A 14,451-nucleotide genomic window follows, 5' to 3' on the forward strand; every position below is an offset into this window, starting at 1 on the left:
AAAACAATAAATTTATGTGTAGAGGGCCGAAGGGGGTGATTCCAAGAGTCACCTTCGTTTCGATTTTTGTAATAATTTTCATGATATCTGCGGGAAACGTTATGTCAAATTCAAATCGCAGCAGACCTCACGAATCTAGGGAATTCTGGATGGGGAAACTCGGTCTGGAGCCTCATCCGGAAGGAGGCTATTTTAGATACGCGTTTGGTTCTGACATTTATCGAAAAACGGCGAGCGGCGCTGAAAGGAAAAATTATAGCGGAATCTATTTCATGGTGACCCATGATAGCCGGTCGCACTTCCATCAGATGATATCCGATGAAATATGGTACTACCACGCTGGCGACCCACTTACCATGCACGTCATCGATGAAACGGGAGCATATCGGACGGTCCGTCTCGGCCCGAACGTGGAACATGGGGAGGTACTTTCTGTAGTTATGCGCGGAGGATGGATCTTTGGGGCGTCGGTCGATTCAGGTGATTACACTTTGGTCAGTTGCACTGTTGTGCCGGGATTTGACGATGCTGATTATAGAATTCTTACTCAGTCCGAGTTGCTGGGAAAGTATCCGCAATATCGAGATATCATATTGAAGATGGCGTATCAGAATCTGCCCAAGTGACGTGAGTGTTCGGCTTTCCATGGTAGGCCGGTGGTGCTATTGGTTGTTTGGTGGATCGATTTTGAACAGGCGCAATTATGGTAACGGCAAATAGTATCCCGAGATGCCAGGTAGAGGCGATTCTTCCGAAGGATGGTGAAAAGCGATTTTCGGTCGCGAGAGTGCGCGTGAATGATACGGGTATTTCGATGAAGCTACCCGTTGGTGAACTGTTAGAGGCGGATTGGATTGGCAAATTCTCTGCCAACGATGTCGCATTGCTCGCTACGGTGAATGCTAACGACGTCAATATCCAGAACATCACCGAGCGAGTGCCGCACTTCCCTTACGGGATTATTTATCTTACGGCACTTTTCAGCGTCATGTTGGTCACTACCAATTTAATTGGAGATAGTATCACCACCATCAACCTGCCGTTCCTGCATGGGTACAGCGTCCTCTTTCCGACCGCGCTAGTCGTTTTTCCGTTGACGTATTGCTTTGGGGCTTGCATAACGGAGACGTATGGATTTGTTGTAAGTCGCCATGTGATATGGGGTGCGTTTTTAGTGAACATCCCGGTTATTATGATTATTCTGTCGCTCGAGAAGGCGGGATGGCTGGGCGGTAGCGTTCTCGGAGTGTCCCATCAAATGATGAGGGCGCTGGGCGCGTCGGCTGTCGGCTACTTCGCAGGCGAGTTATCTAATTCGCTGGTCGTATCTAGGCTGAAGATCGCACTAAGAGGCCGCGCCCTGATTCTTCGTTTTCTTGCGGCCAATGCAGTCGGAGCAGTCGTCGATAGCGTTCTATTTGGGACACTATTGTTTTACGGTGTTGTGCCGTTGACTGTGCTTCTCAAGATCGTCCTTGCACAAATCACGATAAAGATGCTGTACGAAATGGCGTTCTCTGTCTTGTTTTCCAGAATCGTTCTCTGGATAAAGTCGCGTGATGGTGTCGATCATTACGACTATAAGGTGAATTTCATTCGGAGCTAGCGCCCATTATGATTTCCACAACTTTTCCGATGATCGCTTGCTCATTTATCAATATGGGCCGGCGCTTTGAGGTTGATTCTATGTCGTAACCGATGAGTTTTTCGCCATCCGTCAACTTGACGAAGGTGTAAGTTTGTTCATCTACTTCGACAAATGCAAAATCGCCTGAATCAAGAGAGGCATAATCTCCGATGACAAGGATGGCATTGTGCGGAAGCGGTTCGGTGCGGCTCTTGGGGGCGAGTGCAATCGCAAATCGACTCGAATTTGCGTTCGATACCCTGATCCACAGCTGACCGTGGCGCGGCGCCGCGGATACTTTTCGCGCGTCGCGCAGACTCCGCTGCTCATAGACAGGCACGAACCCCCTGCTCTCTTCGCCGAAGAGGGACGACATCGGAACGGCGAAAAACCGGGCGATTGCTGAAATCGTGCTCAATCTCGGATCGATAGTTTCACCCGACAACAGGCGGCTGAGCGTGCCCCGGTCAAGATCGATCGCGCGCGACAGTTCCGAGTCGTTGACGCCGGCCTCCTGCTGCAAATGTTTGACCGTTGCCACAAACGTGGCCGCTAGGCTTGCAAGTTCTTCCTTTTTCTTCACGCGTTTTGTCCGACCCTAATTTTTGTTCAACGAAGGAGTTGAAAATTTTCAACATCCTGTTACAGTTGGTAACGTCATTTGCTGGTCAACCGATCGGCGCTGGTCAGGGTGAGAGGAAAAGATCGTAGTCTCCCGCTGCGTCTTGCAAAATATGTTGTTTTGCAATGCAATTCATGTTCTAATGCAGTGCAATACAGGTAATGTTGGTAGAAATTGAATCGAACCATCCGAATCGGTAGCTATCGCTTTACTATCCTCCAGTTGAGCACATTGGAGGGTGGGTTGAGCAAGATTACTGAGGCGGAATTTCGGGATGCCGCGAAGAACAACGCTATCAAGCACGCATCGGTTTTGCGCACGGATAGGGGCTATCTCTTCGTCGTCGAACTGTCTTGGAAAGAGGGCTTGCACACGTTGTATACGTTCCGCAATGAACCGAGAACATGGGCAAGCCTGGATAGCATGATGAAGTACTTTGAGAAGCACGAGCTGAACGTTAACGTGATCACCCTGCAGTGGAATCCAAAGGGATGAGCGGTACGAACCTGGTAGATCCAGGTAGCGGCAGTCGCCAGGTTTACCGATGCGAAGTCGGCCCGGCCTCTGAGCCGCTCGCGCGAAAGCGTAATGAGTTCTGAGCGCTGCCCACGTGTGACTAGCTGTTCTGTACGCGATCTTGGTCAATTGACCGCCGTGGGTTTTGAAGTGGACAAAAAAACATGTGCGGCGCTTCGAATATCGTCACGCCGCAGATTCGGAAAGTCTCCGAACATTCATGTCTGTGTTGTGCAGTTGTAGTTAATTAAGACGGACATACAGGGTGCGCCAACACCCCATATGTCCTGACCACAAGCAAATAGCTGGGAAAGCTGAGAGAGACCACTCGTGGCTACAGATATTGTACGTCAATCCTTCGGGGTTGACGCGTTCGATGCGTCCCTTTTTAAGGCGACGGCGATACGCCTTGTCCACCGCACTGGAATATCACGCGCGAGCAACACATTCGATCGCTGTTCCGCGTCAAACCTCCTCCGCAGCGGCATGTCTTGCCCTGCGGGTTCGGTGTCACGCATCTATTCGGACAGACCCCCTTTTTGCTCCATGTTGCTCTTTCGGTACGAGCAGCTTTCGCTCGTATCCCGCCTGTCGCTTTTTTCTCTCAGTGCCTCGACTGCAGGCGGTCTCGTAGCGAACCGGGTTGACCCGGTTCGCTACGTTTTTTATTCCGTGCGTCGCCACTCATCGCGTGCGATGCGCACCTTCTGCGTGGCAGCTGCTGCCACGATCGCCCTGCTCTCTGCTGCGCCAGCGATCGCGGACGTTTGCACGGGGAATATCTTCAATGAGGCTGCAGCCCTCTATCACCTCGATCCCGATCTCCTGCGGGCGATAACCTGGGTCGAATCCCGTGGCGTGCCCAGCGCCATTGGGCCGCGCTTGCCGGACGGCCACAGGGCATGGGGAGCAGCGCAAATCAACGATGTCCATCTTCCCGAACTCGTCAGCTACGGCGTCACCCAACGCGACCTCCTGAACCCGTGCGTGAACCTTAAGCTCAGCGCGTGGGTGCTCGCCAACTGCATCCAGGCCAAGGGCGCGACCTGGGCCGCCGTCGGTTGCTACAACACAGGGCCCGGTTCCACGAACATCGCCGCCCAGGCGCGCTATGTCCGGCTGGTGCAGCGCGCATATGCGGGCTATCGCGCCCGGTCGGCGCTCGGCAAGGTCGCCGAAGGAGGCGCGCGATGATGCGCCTCGTCCCTCTTCTTGGCCTGATTGTCGGGACCCTTACGCAAGCCTGCTTTGCGTCTTCCCGTCTTCCGGACTACGACGTCACGCAGATCGGCGAACCCGGCTCCGGCCGCTACGTGTTCTGTTCCGGCGACTCGTGCCCTGAACCGACGATCAAGCACCTCGCGGCGCCGACGCCTGTCGTTCAAGAGAATCTATCGCTCCCTGTATCGGCCGCAGAAACCCGGCCCATTCAAGCGCTTTCCACGCCGATCGCCAAGCGCCACCGATCCCTGCATGCGCGAATCCGACATGTCCACCGAGTCGCGAAGGTGGCGAATCGAACGCTTTGCACCGCGGGCGCCGCGGTCGGGACGGCGTCGAAGCACCTGGCGGGCCGTTAGTCCGCGCAGCTCACCGATTCACCACTCGACCAAGGAGGAAACACAATAGTAAGTAATCCGTAACGAAATTTCGATTGTTCGTTTAACTACTTTCCCCCTGAATCGTGCTCGCGCTGCATATAGCGGCGCGAGCACAACCCCCGGCCCGCGCTGCTGGCTAGCTACCACATGAGGACTAGATGAATACCGCTCAATTCAACCAGCTCGAGATGCTCGAATATCGAGCCGCGAGCGCCCTCGTTGCTTTCGAGGATCGCGCGAAGGCGCTTCTGGAGAAATCCGAAGTGCGTGAAACGCTGAACTTCGTCGTTGCCGTGATCCTCGCGGTCACGCTAATGATGGTCGCCCGTTACGCATTTGGAACGGACGGCGTGGAGTTCCAGCAAGGGTCGACCACCCTTGAGGGATGGGTCAAAGGCAATCCCGGAAAAAGCTGCGCACTCGCTGGTTTGATGTTCGGGAGTGTGCGCGCGATGTTCGTGAAGGACTACGGTGCTTTCGTTGTCCCGTCGGGAATCGGCATCCTGACCGGGATAATCGTCGGCATCATCGACGCCAGCTATACCGCGACGATTTGACCGGGAGCGGCGATGTCGGATGATCTCAGTCACTACGTACCCAGTCGCCTTGACGACCCGGAGAAGTTTCTGTTCTTTCGCAAGGATGTAGCAGCGATCGGGCTCACTGGCACGATCGGCGGTGTGTTGCTTAACCACACCCTGCTTGGTCTAGTCGCGGGCGTTGCGGTCGCGGCGCTTTGGCAGAAGTTCAGCTCGGGCCAGCATCCCGGTATGTCGGCTCACGTCATGTACTGGGTATTGGGTCAGCCAGCGCCGAAGAAGTTTCCGCCGTCCGATCTTCGCGAACTGAACGGGTGATTCGATGACACCCGGTAAAGCCGCCCAATCACGCGAACAGCTGCAGGCCGAGAACCGCTTTCTGAAGAAAGTGCTGCTCGGAAACGGCACCACCAGTGTGGTCATCGCGCTCACCTGTGCATGGCTGGTCGTCACGCAGCGCGTCATCATCATGCCGCCAGCCGTTCGCGGCACCTACGTCGTCGGAGCCCGGTATGCAAACGACCAGTACCTCGCCGATCAGGCCGCGTACGTGCTTTCCCTTTCCAAAAGTGTCACGCCGACCACCGTCGACAACAACGTACGGATTCTCCTGTCCATGGTCGACGACGATCGGCGCGCCGCGCTCAAGACCGAATGGGAGGCCGACGCGCTGCAGATCAAGCACGACGGCGTGACGAACGTCTTCGAGCCGATGGGGGTAGGTGAGGTGGACTTCCGCAACAAGGCCGTGAAAATCACCGGCACCTTGACCACCTACATCTCCGGCAAACGCACGAGCTCGGAACAAAAGACTTATGAGGTCTATTTCGGAATCACCGTCTTCGGCCGCTTGGTCCTCCTCGACATCCGAGAAGCCACGCGCGGCAAACAAGGCGTCGAGCCGCTGGTCACAACGGAGACTCCCGCATCATGAAATTTGCCTTCAATCGACAGTCGCCGAAATTGTGCACGGCCTTCAGGCCGCGTCTCGTGTTTGCCGCCGTGCTGTTCCTGACTACCGCTAGTGCGCATGCGATCCAGGTCGTCAAGGGAGCGGATCGGCAAGCGCAGCAGGTCTCGATCTCCGCGGCGGAATACAACGTTCTGTCAATGTCCGGGGGGCGCAGCTTTTCGAAGATCGTGCCAGCCGTACCAGGCTCGATCTCGTGGACGCAAGACGACGGGAAGCTCTGGCTCATGCCCGCGAATCCCACCGCGCTGAATGAGTCGATCACGGTGTTCGTGATCGATGACGCTGGCACCACCTACCGTTTGTTGCTCGTACCTGGTCCGCGACCGGCCGAAGATATCCGTATCGAACCGCCTGCAGCGCGCTCGACCCAAGCGCTCCAAGCATCGGCCTTTCAACGACGGGTGAAACTCATGATGCTGGCGATGGCCGGTGGTCGGGGGGCACCGCAGCTGTCGTACACGTCGCTCGACACTGTCGTGCCGCTCTGGAAGGAGGCTGTATTGACGCTGGTCCGTCAGTACAGCGACGGCGATTTCATTGGCGAGACCTACACGCTCTCGAATACCTCGCACACCGACATGGCCATCGACGAGCGCGAACTCTACGCGCCAGGTGTGCTCGCCATCGCAATCGAAAACGCAAACCTGCCGGCCGGCGCCAGCACGATCGTCTATGTCGTTCGTGAGCGGGGCGACCATGAGTGATGTCAATCAAGCAACCAAGCGCCGCCAGCGGATCCTGACCGTGGCCGGTTTCGCCGTCCTCGCTGGCCTCTTCGCCGTTGGTATGTTTTTCACGCAGAGCGGGCCGGCCAATCGTCAGTTCACCACGAAGGTGCCGTTTACGAGCCTCGGCGACCAGAACGATCGCAATGCCTGGCGGGCTCACTCCGAGGCGCAACTCGCAGATCTTACGCGCAGGATGTCGAGTATAGATTCGCGCGCCGACGATGCCATGTCGCAGATGAAAGCCTTGTCGAAAGCCCAGGACGAGCTCAGCAAGCGGATCGACGCGATGAAGAGCACGCCGGCAAGCGCGCCCGCGCCCGCGTCCGGAGCGACGGCAGACCACGCGGCCCTGGACAAGCCAATTCCCCTCAACGGGGCCCCGGCCAAGACGGGCGCAATCCTGAATTCGCCATTCGGCAAATCCGGCAAGCCCGGTGTCGACATGGCTGCCGCCCCTCCAAAGCTCGCCATCATTCAATTCAATACACCGATCGGCAACGGGGCCGACTGCGTCGACCCCCGCTACTCGTCGTTGCCGTTGGATCAGGCGACACGCGCACAGCAGGACTGCCTGAAGGCCAACGGCAAGAAGAAAGTCAGCTTCATCCCGGGCTCCTCATTTGTTCGCGTATTCATGATGAACGGTGTCGACGCCCCAACGGGCGGTGAGGCGCAGCACGACCCCCTTCCCGTGTTCCTCCAGGTATTGGACCCAGCCAATCTGCCGAACAGCCGGAAGCTCGACATCACGGAGTGCCGGATTCTGACGCAGGCGTATGGCGATGTGTCTAGCGAGCGCACTCACATGCGCGGCGAAACGCTCGACTGCATCTTGAAGAACGGCCGAACCGTGGAAATGCCGATCAAGGGCAACGTGATGGGCGAGGACGGCAAGGAGGGTGTGCGAGGGCGGCTCGTCTCGAAGGCAGGATCGGCATTGGCCATGTCGGTGTTCGCCGGTATCTCGTCCGGGATTGGGCAAGCGTTCAATCAGTCCGCCAACACCCTCAGTAACACCGCCCTTGGGTCGACCTCCATTATCAATCCGAGCCAGGTCGGCCGTGCTGCTATCGGCAGTGGCGTCTCTGGAGGCGCCGACGCTCTTAAGCAGTACTACATCCGCACGGCTGAGAAGCTTTTCCCTGTGATCGAAACGGACGGTGGTCGCATTGTCGAGTTCGCCGTGACAAAGGGAGCCGAATACGACGGCGCCCTCTCCGATATCAGCAACATCAACGATGGCTTGGCCAACGATGGCCGTGCTAACGATGGGGGCTACACCGATGATTGATGAAACGAAGAGCGTGACCATGGCCGCGTTCGAGGCCGCAATGCAGCGGTGTGCGGACGAAGCGGACCACGAAGCGTCGTTCAGGCAGGATGGAGACGGCAACTACCACCAACCGGAAATGCGCCGGGCGCTTGCCGGTTGGCTCGGTGCGGCTTTGCTCGTTGCCGAGCACGTGCGGGGATTCGCGGATATCGGTGCCGATCGATTTCGCGGCGATCCCGCGTTTCAATCGGGCTTCCTGGAATTTCTTAAGCAAGCTGCGGATCTGCTGGACCTCTCCAGCAACGAGCTTGGGTCGTCAGCCGTTACCGACGTGACCGACGCGAATCCGCTGACCAGTGCGGCAGCGTTCGACGACGCGGCACTCGACGGGTTCACCAGCGAGTTGAAAGCAAAGATGGCAGTGGGGAGAGCCCAGGGGCGTACCGGCTGGTGGGGCGCGCAACGGGATGACCTGTCGACGATGTTGCGCTCGCACGTCGACAAGGGCGACCCCATCGATATCGGCCTGCTCGCCATGATGCACTGGTACAAGGGCGAGGCCATCGCGCCTGCCCCTGCGTCGCCCGAGATCGTTGCAGGTGGCGAGCTCACGAAGATTTCCAGCAGTCCGGTCATGGGCGGCCAACTCGACATCAGGACGCCGGCCGGTGCCATTGGCATTACCGGCTTTCCGAACGAACTTGCGCGCGACTGCAAGCCCTGGCTCTGGGAACAGGTGGAGATTGTGATCCGTTCCACGGCCGAAGCGCGCCGCGCCGGCGCCGTCAAGCTGGACGCAGGCGCGGATCGTGGGGTCGGCTGCCAGGATGCTGCCGCACCTGCCGTGGAGCATAAAGCGTGAGCCGACTGACGAAAGCACAGCGCGATCGGCTCCGGCGCAAATACGACGGCCGCTGCGCGTACTGTGGAGTGCCATTGCCCGATCGGTGGCATGGCGACCATGTAGACCCGGTTGTACGCGCGGTCGAGACCAAGCGAACCGCGGATGGCCAATGGAAGCTTGTGAGCGGCCCGTCGAGGCATCCGGAGCGTGACGTCGAGTCGAATTACATGCCGTCCTGTCCGCCTTGCAACATCAGCAAGGGGCAGATGTCGCTTGAGCAGTGGCGCCAAGCGCTCATGAAGCATGTCGCCTCCCTCAACGCGTATCACCCGATCTATCGCCTGGCGAAGTGCTACGGGTTGATCGAGGAAACCGGGGCGCCTGTCGTCTTCTATTTCGAGCGGGTCGCTGCGCGCGCGGCCGTCTCTGGAGAACTTCAATGAACTCTCCCCGCGATTATCAACTTGTCCCGTGTCCGTACTGCGACCTTGACGCGGTCATGCGTGTTTCCGAGGCGATGTTCGGTGGGAGTTGCGTCGAACTCGCGTGCCCCGGCTATCAGATGGTGCTGCTCTTCAACGACGCCGCTGCCGCTGCAGCCGCCTGGAACCGACGCGCTGGCTCAGTACATCCGGACGATGTCGCCGTTGACCTCTTCGCTGCGCGGATGAAACGCAAGCTCGCCAAGAAGCGTCAAGAAGGCCGTAGCGGATGGCGCGACCCCGCGACCGTCTCGGCGATGACGCTCGCGAGCGAGCTTATCGAGGTCGTCGCGATGGGCGATCCCGTGGATGTTGCCAACGTCGCGATGATGCTCGACCAGCGAGGTGCAGAGGCGCGGTTCTTGCCGGCAGCGCTGTGGGACTTCGTGCAACGCCGCAAGGCCCTGGAGGACTGACCATGCCTCGTGCCAAATATATGCCGACTGCCAACGATGAACTGGCTGCCATGCGCCCACGTGTCGCCTATGCAGCCTACGCGTTGGCAAGCGAGTTTCACCTGAGCGCGGCACGGATTCGCCCGCTGCTCGAAGCGATGGTCTCGCAGGGCACGCTCTCGATTGCGCATGTTCCGAATTCGCGGGGCTACAACGTCTGCATTGCCGGAGATAAGCGGACCGCGGATTCCCCTGTTGAAGAGTATGTCGGTGTGCCGGCCGCACCGCGCACGCATGTTGTGTTGACCGGCGACTTGACCGTATACGCGGCTGAGATCAAGCGCCGGGCGGACCTTTGCATGATGGTGCGGCGATGACCGAGATCAGCAAGATGGAGTGGTGCGACCACACGTGGTTCGGAGCGTGGGCCAAACGGACTGGCCAGGTCTACGACGGCAGCGATTCAGCAGCCTACGACGACGGCGACGCCCGCATGCTGCGCGTTGGTAAGAAGCTGGCTGGCCGCACGATCGATGGGGTCAAGCATCACGCTTTTTCGAAGCCATCTCGGCAAATGACCGTCCCTCCAGCGTCGGCGCCCACGTTCGCCGCCGGCACCTCGCCCTCAACATGCTCAATGATCCAATGAAACACGCCAAATTCACTTTCGCTCTTCTGATGACGACGTGCATCGCGTGGGGCTGCACCACCCAAGGTACATCCGCGGTGCCATCCACGGTTCCGGCGCGCGTCGCCGGGCCAAGCTCTGAAGTCGGTGCCACGGCGTCCGTCGCTCAGGCTGCGACGTCGCAGATCAACCCTGCCGACCCGAACCTTGATCCCGGCGTAGCTGCGCTCAAGGCGGCGCTCCATGCACGCTATCCGGCTACCCAGTTTCGCGAGATCGCCGCCACGCCGTCGGCTGGAATCTACGAGGTCGTGATGGGTAACAAGGTTGCCTATACGGACGTCACCGGGCGGTACTTCCTGTTTGGCCACCTCTTCGACATGGTGACGCAACAGGATCTGACCGTACCGCTCGAGCAAGCACTGCAGAAGGTGCGGTTCCCTGCGGATCGGCTTCAGGACGCGTTCGTCGAGGTTCATGGTAGCGGCCGTCGCAAGCTCGCGATCTTCGACGATCCCGATTGTCCCTACTGTCTGGCCTTGGAGGATGACCTCTCCAAGCTGAAGGACGTCACGATCTACCGTTTCATGTACCCGCTCGAATCGATTCATCCGCGTGCCCGCGCCCATTCCATAGCGATCTGGTGCGCCGACGACAGGCTTGCCGCCTGGCATGCGTGGATGCCCCTCGCATTGTCGCGCTGGATGCGCGACCAAGGATCGACTCCGGCTGGCGGCGCTGCCAAAACGCCTGCCCCGCCACGCGTCGAGCCGAAGCTCGTGTCGTGCGCAAATCCCATCGACGCGAACGAAGCCCTGGCCGCAAGCATTGGAATTTCCGGCACGCCTGCGCTCGTGAGCGAGGACGGGCGGGTGCTGCCGGGCGCCGCCAGCGCCGAAGCAATCGATCAATGGCTTGGAGCGAAGTGACCATGAAAAACAAGATCATGCTCGCCACGCTTTCGGCCCTTCTCAGTCTGACCGGCTGCAGCTTCAGCGGCTACGACGCGAGTTCGCAATTCGCCTGCAAGGCGCCTGAAGGCGTGCTCTGCAGCAGCATGTCCGGCATCTATGCCAACGCGATCGCGCATAACCTGCCCGATCAGCGCGTTCATACAGGCGCCGGCGCGACGACCAATATCGCACTCGGAAGCTATGCCGGAGATACCGGCCCGGCATCGAGCGCATCGGGTGCTGCGGTCAGTGCCAGTTCTCGACCCGTCGTCGGCGCCGCCGGGATTCTCCCCAAAGCGCTCGATAGCGGCGCTCCGCTTCACACGGCTTCGCGCGAAATGCGTGTCTGGTTCGCGCCGTGGCAGGACGCGGACTCCGACTTGCATGACCAGGAATACGTCTATCTGATCGTCGATCCTGGCCACTGGTCGATCGCGCACAACCAGCAGCGCATCCAGGCCGCGTTCCGGCCGGTGATGCCGCCGACTCCTGCGCGGGATGCTAGCAGTAGCGGTAGCAAGGCGGCTACTTTCAGCTCCAACAGCGATTCGACGTCGGGGTCGATATCGAGTGCTGATCGGGTCATGCAGGGCATTCTCACGCCTGCCGGCGCAGTCGACCGTGCAGCGGCTGCGATGCCCGCAGCGACGGACCATTGATCCAGGAGTCATTGATGAGCACCTTGCAGGCCTGGATCGATGACGCGAAATCGCTCGCGCGAATTGCGATCAGCGAAGCAATTCTCGGCACCGAGGACGATCTCGGGCCGCCCGCGCCCGTTGCCGCGGACCAGCGACGCATAGAGACGGTCGGACTTCATAACCTGCTTCCGTATGACCAGTACGACCCCGCTACCGAGCTCTACTACAACACGGATTCGGTTGGCTTCGTGCTTGCGGTTGCACCGCAGACGGGCGCCGACGCGGAGTTGATCCGCAGTCTCCACGGCCTATATGACTCGGTTCCGGCCGGCTATGGGCTCCAATGGATGCTGTTGGGCGACCCCATCATCGAGGAGTCATTGAACGCCTACGTCGACCTTCGGCGCGAGTACGCCGAGGCGGGACGTGCGCCCTCGTTCTATCTGGAACAGGCCGAGCGCCGCGCCGCATTCATTCGCGGCAAACTCGGCCAGCCGCTGTTTCTTGGCCAAAACTATTCGATCACGGACAAGCGGCTGTTGCTGTCGATCGTGCGCAAGGGCTCGCTCGACGATCTGAAGCTGATCGAAGAAATCCAGAATATTCGCGACGTCGTCGGTGCGACGTTGAGTTCCGCAAGCCTGGCAAGCCGTAGCGCGGAGCCCAACGATCTGTTGCGTTTTCTCTGGCCGATCCTCAACCCCGGTGCGTTCTTTGGCGATGGGGCTGAAACGATCGATCAGACTTATAGCGACGACAAGCCCATTCGTGACCAACTGACGGCTTTCGGTCACCACATGCGGGTGAAGGCAAAGCATTTGCTCTACGGAGTGCCGCCGGAGGATGCCGACGAGCCCGACGCACGCATCGCTGTGCGCAGCTTTGGCGTGCACCAGTATCCGAAGAGCAAAGAGCTGTGGGAGATGAACAACATCGTCGGCTCGCTCTTCAACGATGTCCATCAATACCCCTGCCCGTACCTGATCACGCTCGGCGTCCTGATTCTCGATCAGACCGCCGTCGAGACACGGGCCGCTTTGCGTAGTGCGCGCGCGACGCAGAACGCCGAATCGAAGATCGCGAAGCTGCAGCCCGAACTGGCGCTGCAGAATCAGGACTGGAAAGCCGTCTCGATGCAGCTCACGCAAGGGGGCTCGATGTGTGAGCTCTATCACACGCTCACGCTCTTCGCGCCGCGCAAGAAGATGGAGCAGTGTGTGGCGGCCGCGAAAGGCATCTGGCGTTCGGAGCGCTTCAAGCTGTTCCCGATGCTGACCCAGCAACTGACGACATTCCTGTCGGCCCTGCCCATGATGCTGACAAGCGACATGCGGGACGACCTCAAGAAGTTTCGGTTGATCACCACCAAGACCACCGTAAATGCGACCGATATGGCACCGGTGCTCGGCGAGTGGTCGGGTACGAATGGACGGGCAAGCCTGCTCTTTTTTGGCCGTCGCGGTACACCCGCGCTTGTAGACATTTACTCGAGCGGAACGAACTACAACGGCTTTGTCGATGGTACTTCCGGCGCCGGTAAATCGGTGCTCATGAACGACATCATCGGAGCGTTCCGCTCGGTCGGCGGAATCATCCGGATCTGTGACGTGGGCTATTCGTACGAAAAGCAGATCGACATGGGAGACGGCCAGTACATCGACTTCAAGCCTGGGTCGCGAATCGTCATCAATGCGTTTTCGACCGCTGGCATCGATACCGAAAATGGTCTCGACAGCGAGGTGAAATTCATCCGGCCGATCATCGCGCGCATGGTATCGCCGACCGCTCCTATCACTCCGTTCGAGGGCGCGTTGCTCGATGTCGCAGTGCGCATCGTATGGAAGGACTACGGCCAGGAAGGTAGTCCCACGTTGGTGCGAGACGCCCTGCTGAGCCTGAAGGACCAGAATGGGCAACCCGAGCGCATCGCGTATGAACTTGCCGTGCGTCTCGAACCGTTCTGCAAGGGGGGTGTTTACGGCGACTACGTCAACGGGCGCACCAACGTACGACTCGACAATGAAGTGGTTGGACTTGAGCTCGAGCACCTCAACAGCGATCCCCAACTGCGCACGGTGATCATGCTCGGCCTGACCAATCAGGTCACCAACGAAATGTACCGCTTTGACCGGTCGCGACCGAAGCTGTTCCTGCAGGACGAGGGCTGGCAGATCGTCGGTGACGATCAGGAATCGGCCGACTTCATGGAAGAAGGCTATCGGCGTGCGCGCAAATACGAAGGCAGCTTCTTTTTCGCGACGCAGGGGATCACCGACGCCGGGATGAACAAGGCAACGCAGGCCGCGTTCGACAACTCCGCATGGAAGTTCCACCTCAAGCAAAGCGACGACACGCTCAAGAAGATCGAGAAGGGCGACGTGATGGATCTGTCGCCGGGGTTGAAACGCATGTTGAAGTCGCTACGCCCGGTACCCGGTCGCTATAGCGAGTTCGTCCTCGTCGATCCGAACGGCGGCACGCACCTACTGCGCCATATCCCTGACGAATTCACGCTGGCCATGGCGACCACGAAGGGGCCGGACTACGAATTCATGCAGCGTTTGCGTGCCGGCGGCACGTCCACAGAAGACGCGATCCGCGCCCTAATCCAAGCCAAACGGAAGTGAAC

The 14,451-nt window shown here is 59.0% G+C and carries 19 protein-coding genes; 18 read left to right on the forward strand and 1 reads right to left on the reverse strand.

What is annotated here, in order from left to right:
* A partial coding sequence (locus KR541_RS35915) for a cupin domain-containing protein (RefSeq protein WP_252996727.1) occupies nt 1-626 on the forward strand: 626 nt, incomplete at its 5' end.
* 167 nt (nt 627-793) lie between these two features.
* Nucleotides 794-1,606, forward strand: a complete 813-nt coding sequence (locus KR541_RS35920; protein WP_227745826.1) for a VUT family protein — start codon at nt 794-796, stop codon at nt 1,604-1,606.
* Here the strand turns inward: KR541_RS35920 and KR541_RS35925 are convergent.
* Entirely contained in the window at nt 1,593-2,210 is a 618-nt protein-coding gene (locus tag KR541_RS35925; protein WP_089487645.1) for a helix-turn-helix domain-containing protein, read from the reverse strand. The genes KR541_RS35920 and KR541_RS35925 overlap by 14 nt on opposite strands.
* A 282-nt stretch (nt 2,211-2,492) precedes the next feature.
* Here KR541_RS35925 and KR541_RS35930 point away from each other — a divergent pair, with 282 nt between their 5' ends.
* The 16 genes from KR541_RS35930 (at nt 2,493) to traC (ending at nt 14,449) form a co-directional block, all read left to right on the forward strand.
* Nucleotides 2,493-2,744, forward strand: coding sequence for a hypothetical protein (locus KR541_RS35930; protein ID WP_034192245.1), 252 nt, complete (start codon nt 2,493-2,495; stop codon nt 2,742-2,744).
* A gap of 567 nt (nt 2,745-3,311) precedes the next feature.
* On the forward strand, nt 3,312-3,959 hold the full coding sequence (locus KR541_RS35935) for a lytic transglycosylase domain-containing protein (RefSeq protein ID WP_244138047.1): 648 nt from the start codon (nt 3,312-3,314) through the stop codon (nt 3,957-3,959).
* Nucleotides 3,956-4,345: a hypothetical protein gene (locus KR541_RS35940; protein WP_089487644.1), complete on the forward strand. Its 390-nt coding sequence runs from the start codon at nt 3,956-3,958 to the stop codon at nt 4,343-4,345. Before KR541_RS35935 ends, KR541_RS35940 begins: the two co-directional genes overlap by 4 nt.
* Before the next feature lie 179 nt (nt 4,346-4,524).
* Entirely contained in the window at nt 4,525-4,923 is a 399-nt protein-coding gene (locus tag KR541_RS35945; protein ID WP_027811065.1) for a hypothetical protein, read from the forward strand.
* A gap of 12 nt (nt 4,924-4,935) precedes the next feature.
* Entirely contained in the window at nt 4,936-5,223 is a 288-nt protein-coding gene (gene traL / locus KR541_RS35950) for a type IV conjugative transfer system protein TraL (protein WP_089487643.1), read from the forward strand.
* A 4-nt stretch (nt 5,224-5,227) separates the two neighbouring features.
* Complete coding sequence (locus tag KR541_RS35955) at nt 5,228-5,839, forward strand: type IV conjugative transfer system protein TraE (protein WP_089487642.1); 612 nt, start codon at nt 5,228-5,230, stop codon at nt 5,837-5,839.
* A complete protein-coding gene (locus KR541_RS35960; protein WP_227745828.1) occupies nt 5,836-6,582 on the forward strand; it encodes a type-F conjugative transfer system secretin TraK in 747 nt (248 codons plus the stop codon). Before KR541_RS35955 ends, KR541_RS35960 begins: the two co-directional genes overlap by 4 nt.
* Nucleotides 6,551-7,897: a TraB/TrbI/VirB10 family type IV secretion system protein gene (locus KR541_RS35965; RefSeq protein WP_252996728.1), complete on the forward strand. Its 1,347-nt coding sequence runs from the start codon at nt 6,551-6,553 to the stop codon at nt 7,895-7,897. The genes KR541_RS35960 and KR541_RS35965 overlap by 32 nt, the downstream gene beginning before the upstream one ends.
* The gene (locus KR541_RS35970) at nt 7,890-8,741 is read left to right on the forward strand and encodes a hypothetical protein (RefSeq protein ID WP_176016868.1); all 852 of its coding nucleotides are present in this window, start codon (nt 7,890-7,892) and stop codon (nt 8,739-8,741) included. Before KR541_RS35965 ends, KR541_RS35970 begins: the two co-directional genes overlap by 8 nt.
* Nucleotides 8,738-9,166, forward strand: a complete 429-nt coding sequence (locus KR541_RS35975) for an HNH endonuclease (protein WP_089487641.1) — start codon at nt 8,738-8,740, stop codon at nt 9,164-9,166. The genes KR541_RS35970 and KR541_RS35975 overlap by 4 nt, the downstream gene beginning before the upstream one ends.
* Nucleotides 9,163-9,621 (forward strand): hypothetical protein, encoded by a 459-nt coding sequence (locus tag KR541_RS35980; RefSeq protein ID WP_089487640.1) that lies wholly within the window; start codon nt 9,163-9,165, stop codon nt 9,619-9,621. The genes KR541_RS35975 and KR541_RS35980 overlap by 4 nt, the downstream gene beginning before the upstream one ends.
* Before the next feature lie 2 nt (nt 9,622-9,623).
* Complete coding sequence (locus KR541_RS35985; RefSeq protein ID WP_089487639.1) at nt 9,624-9,977, forward strand: hypothetical protein; 354 nt, start codon at nt 9,624-9,626, stop codon at nt 9,975-9,977.
* The gene (locus tag KR541_RS35990; protein WP_227745829.1) at nt 9,974-10,249 is read left to right on the forward strand and encodes a hypothetical protein; all 276 of its coding nucleotides are present in this window, start codon (nt 9,974-9,976) and stop codon (nt 10,247-10,249) included. Before KR541_RS35985 ends, KR541_RS35990 begins: the two co-directional genes overlap by 4 nt.
* Before the next feature lie 77 nt (nt 10,250-10,326).
* Nucleotides 10,327-11,157 carry a DsbC family protein gene (locus tag KR541_RS35995; protein ID WP_089487675.1) on the forward strand — a complete coding sequence of 277 codons (831 nt, stop codon included), beginning with the start codon at nt 10,327-10,329 and terminating at the stop codon, nt 11,155-11,157.
* Between the two features lie 2 nt (nt 11,158-11,159).
* A complete protein-coding gene (gene traV, locus KR541_RS36000) occupies nt 11,160-11,840 on the forward strand; it encodes a type IV conjugative transfer system lipoprotein TraV (protein ID WP_089487637.1) in 681 nt (226 codons plus the stop codon).
* Between the two features lie 14 nt (nt 11,841-11,854).
* On the forward strand, nt 11,855-14,449 hold the full coding sequence (gene traC, locus KR541_RS36005; protein ID WP_089487636.1) for a type IV secretion system protein TraC: 2,595 nt from the start codon (nt 11,855-11,857) through the stop codon (nt 14,447-14,449).
* The last annotated feature ends 2 nt before the right edge of the window (nt 14,450-14,451 follow it).

Origin of the sequence: Burkholderia sola, assembly GCF_905400185.1 — a bacterium.
In the GTDB taxonomy this organism is placed as follows: Bacteria; Pseudomonadota; Gammaproteobacteria; order Burkholderiales; family Burkholderiaceae; genus Burkholderia; species Burkholderia sola.

Coding starts and splice junctions, on each gene's coding strand:
- KR541_RS35955 (WP_089487642.1), top strand. CDS start 5,228: ATGACACCCGGTAAAGCCGCCCAATCACGCGAACAGCTGCAGGCCGAG.
- KR541_RS35945 (WP_027811065.1), top strand. CDS start 4,525: ATGAATACCGCTCAATTCAACCAGCTCGAGATGCTCGAATATCGAGCC.
- KR541_RS35985 (WP_089487639.1), top strand. CDS start 9,624: ATGCCTCGTGCCAAATATATGCCGACTGCCAACGATGAACTGGCTGCC.
- traV (WP_089487637.1), top strand. CDS start 11,160: ATGAAAAACAAGATCATGCTCGCCACGCTTTCGGCCCTTCTCAGTCTG.
- traC (WP_089487636.1), top strand. CDS start 11,855: ATGAGCACCTTGCAGGCCTGGATCGATGACGCGAAATCGCTCGCGCGA.
- KR541_RS35940 (WP_089487644.1), top strand. CDS start 3,956: ATGATGCGCCTCGTCCCTCTTCTTGGCCTGATTGTCGGGACCCTTACG.
- traL (WP_089487643.1), top strand. CDS start 4,936: ATGTCGGATGATCTCAGTCACTACGTACCCAGTCGCCTTGACGACCCG.
- KR541_RS35970 (WP_176016868.1), top strand. CDS start 7,890: ATGATTGATGAAACGAAGAGCGTGACCATGGCCGCGTTCGAGGCCGCA.
- KR541_RS35965 (WP_252996728.1), top strand. CDS start 6,551: ATGTCGTTCGTGAGCGGGGCGACCATGAGTGATGTCAATCAAGCAACC.
- KR541_RS35980 (WP_089487640.1), top strand. CDS start 9,163: ATGAACTCTCCCCGCGATTATCAACTTGTCCCGTGTCCGTACTGCGAC.
- KR541_RS35990 (WP_227745829.1), top strand. CDS start 9,974: ATGACCGAGATCAGCAAGATGGAGTGGTGCGACCACACGTGGTTCGGA.
- KR541_RS35935 (WP_244138047.1), top strand. CDS start 3,312: ATGTTGCTCTTTCGGTACGAGCAGCTTTCGCTCGTATCCCGCCTGTCG.
- KR541_RS35960 (WP_227745828.1), top strand. CDS start 5,836: ATGAAATTTGCCTTCAATCGACAGTCGCCGAAATTGTGCACGGCCTTC.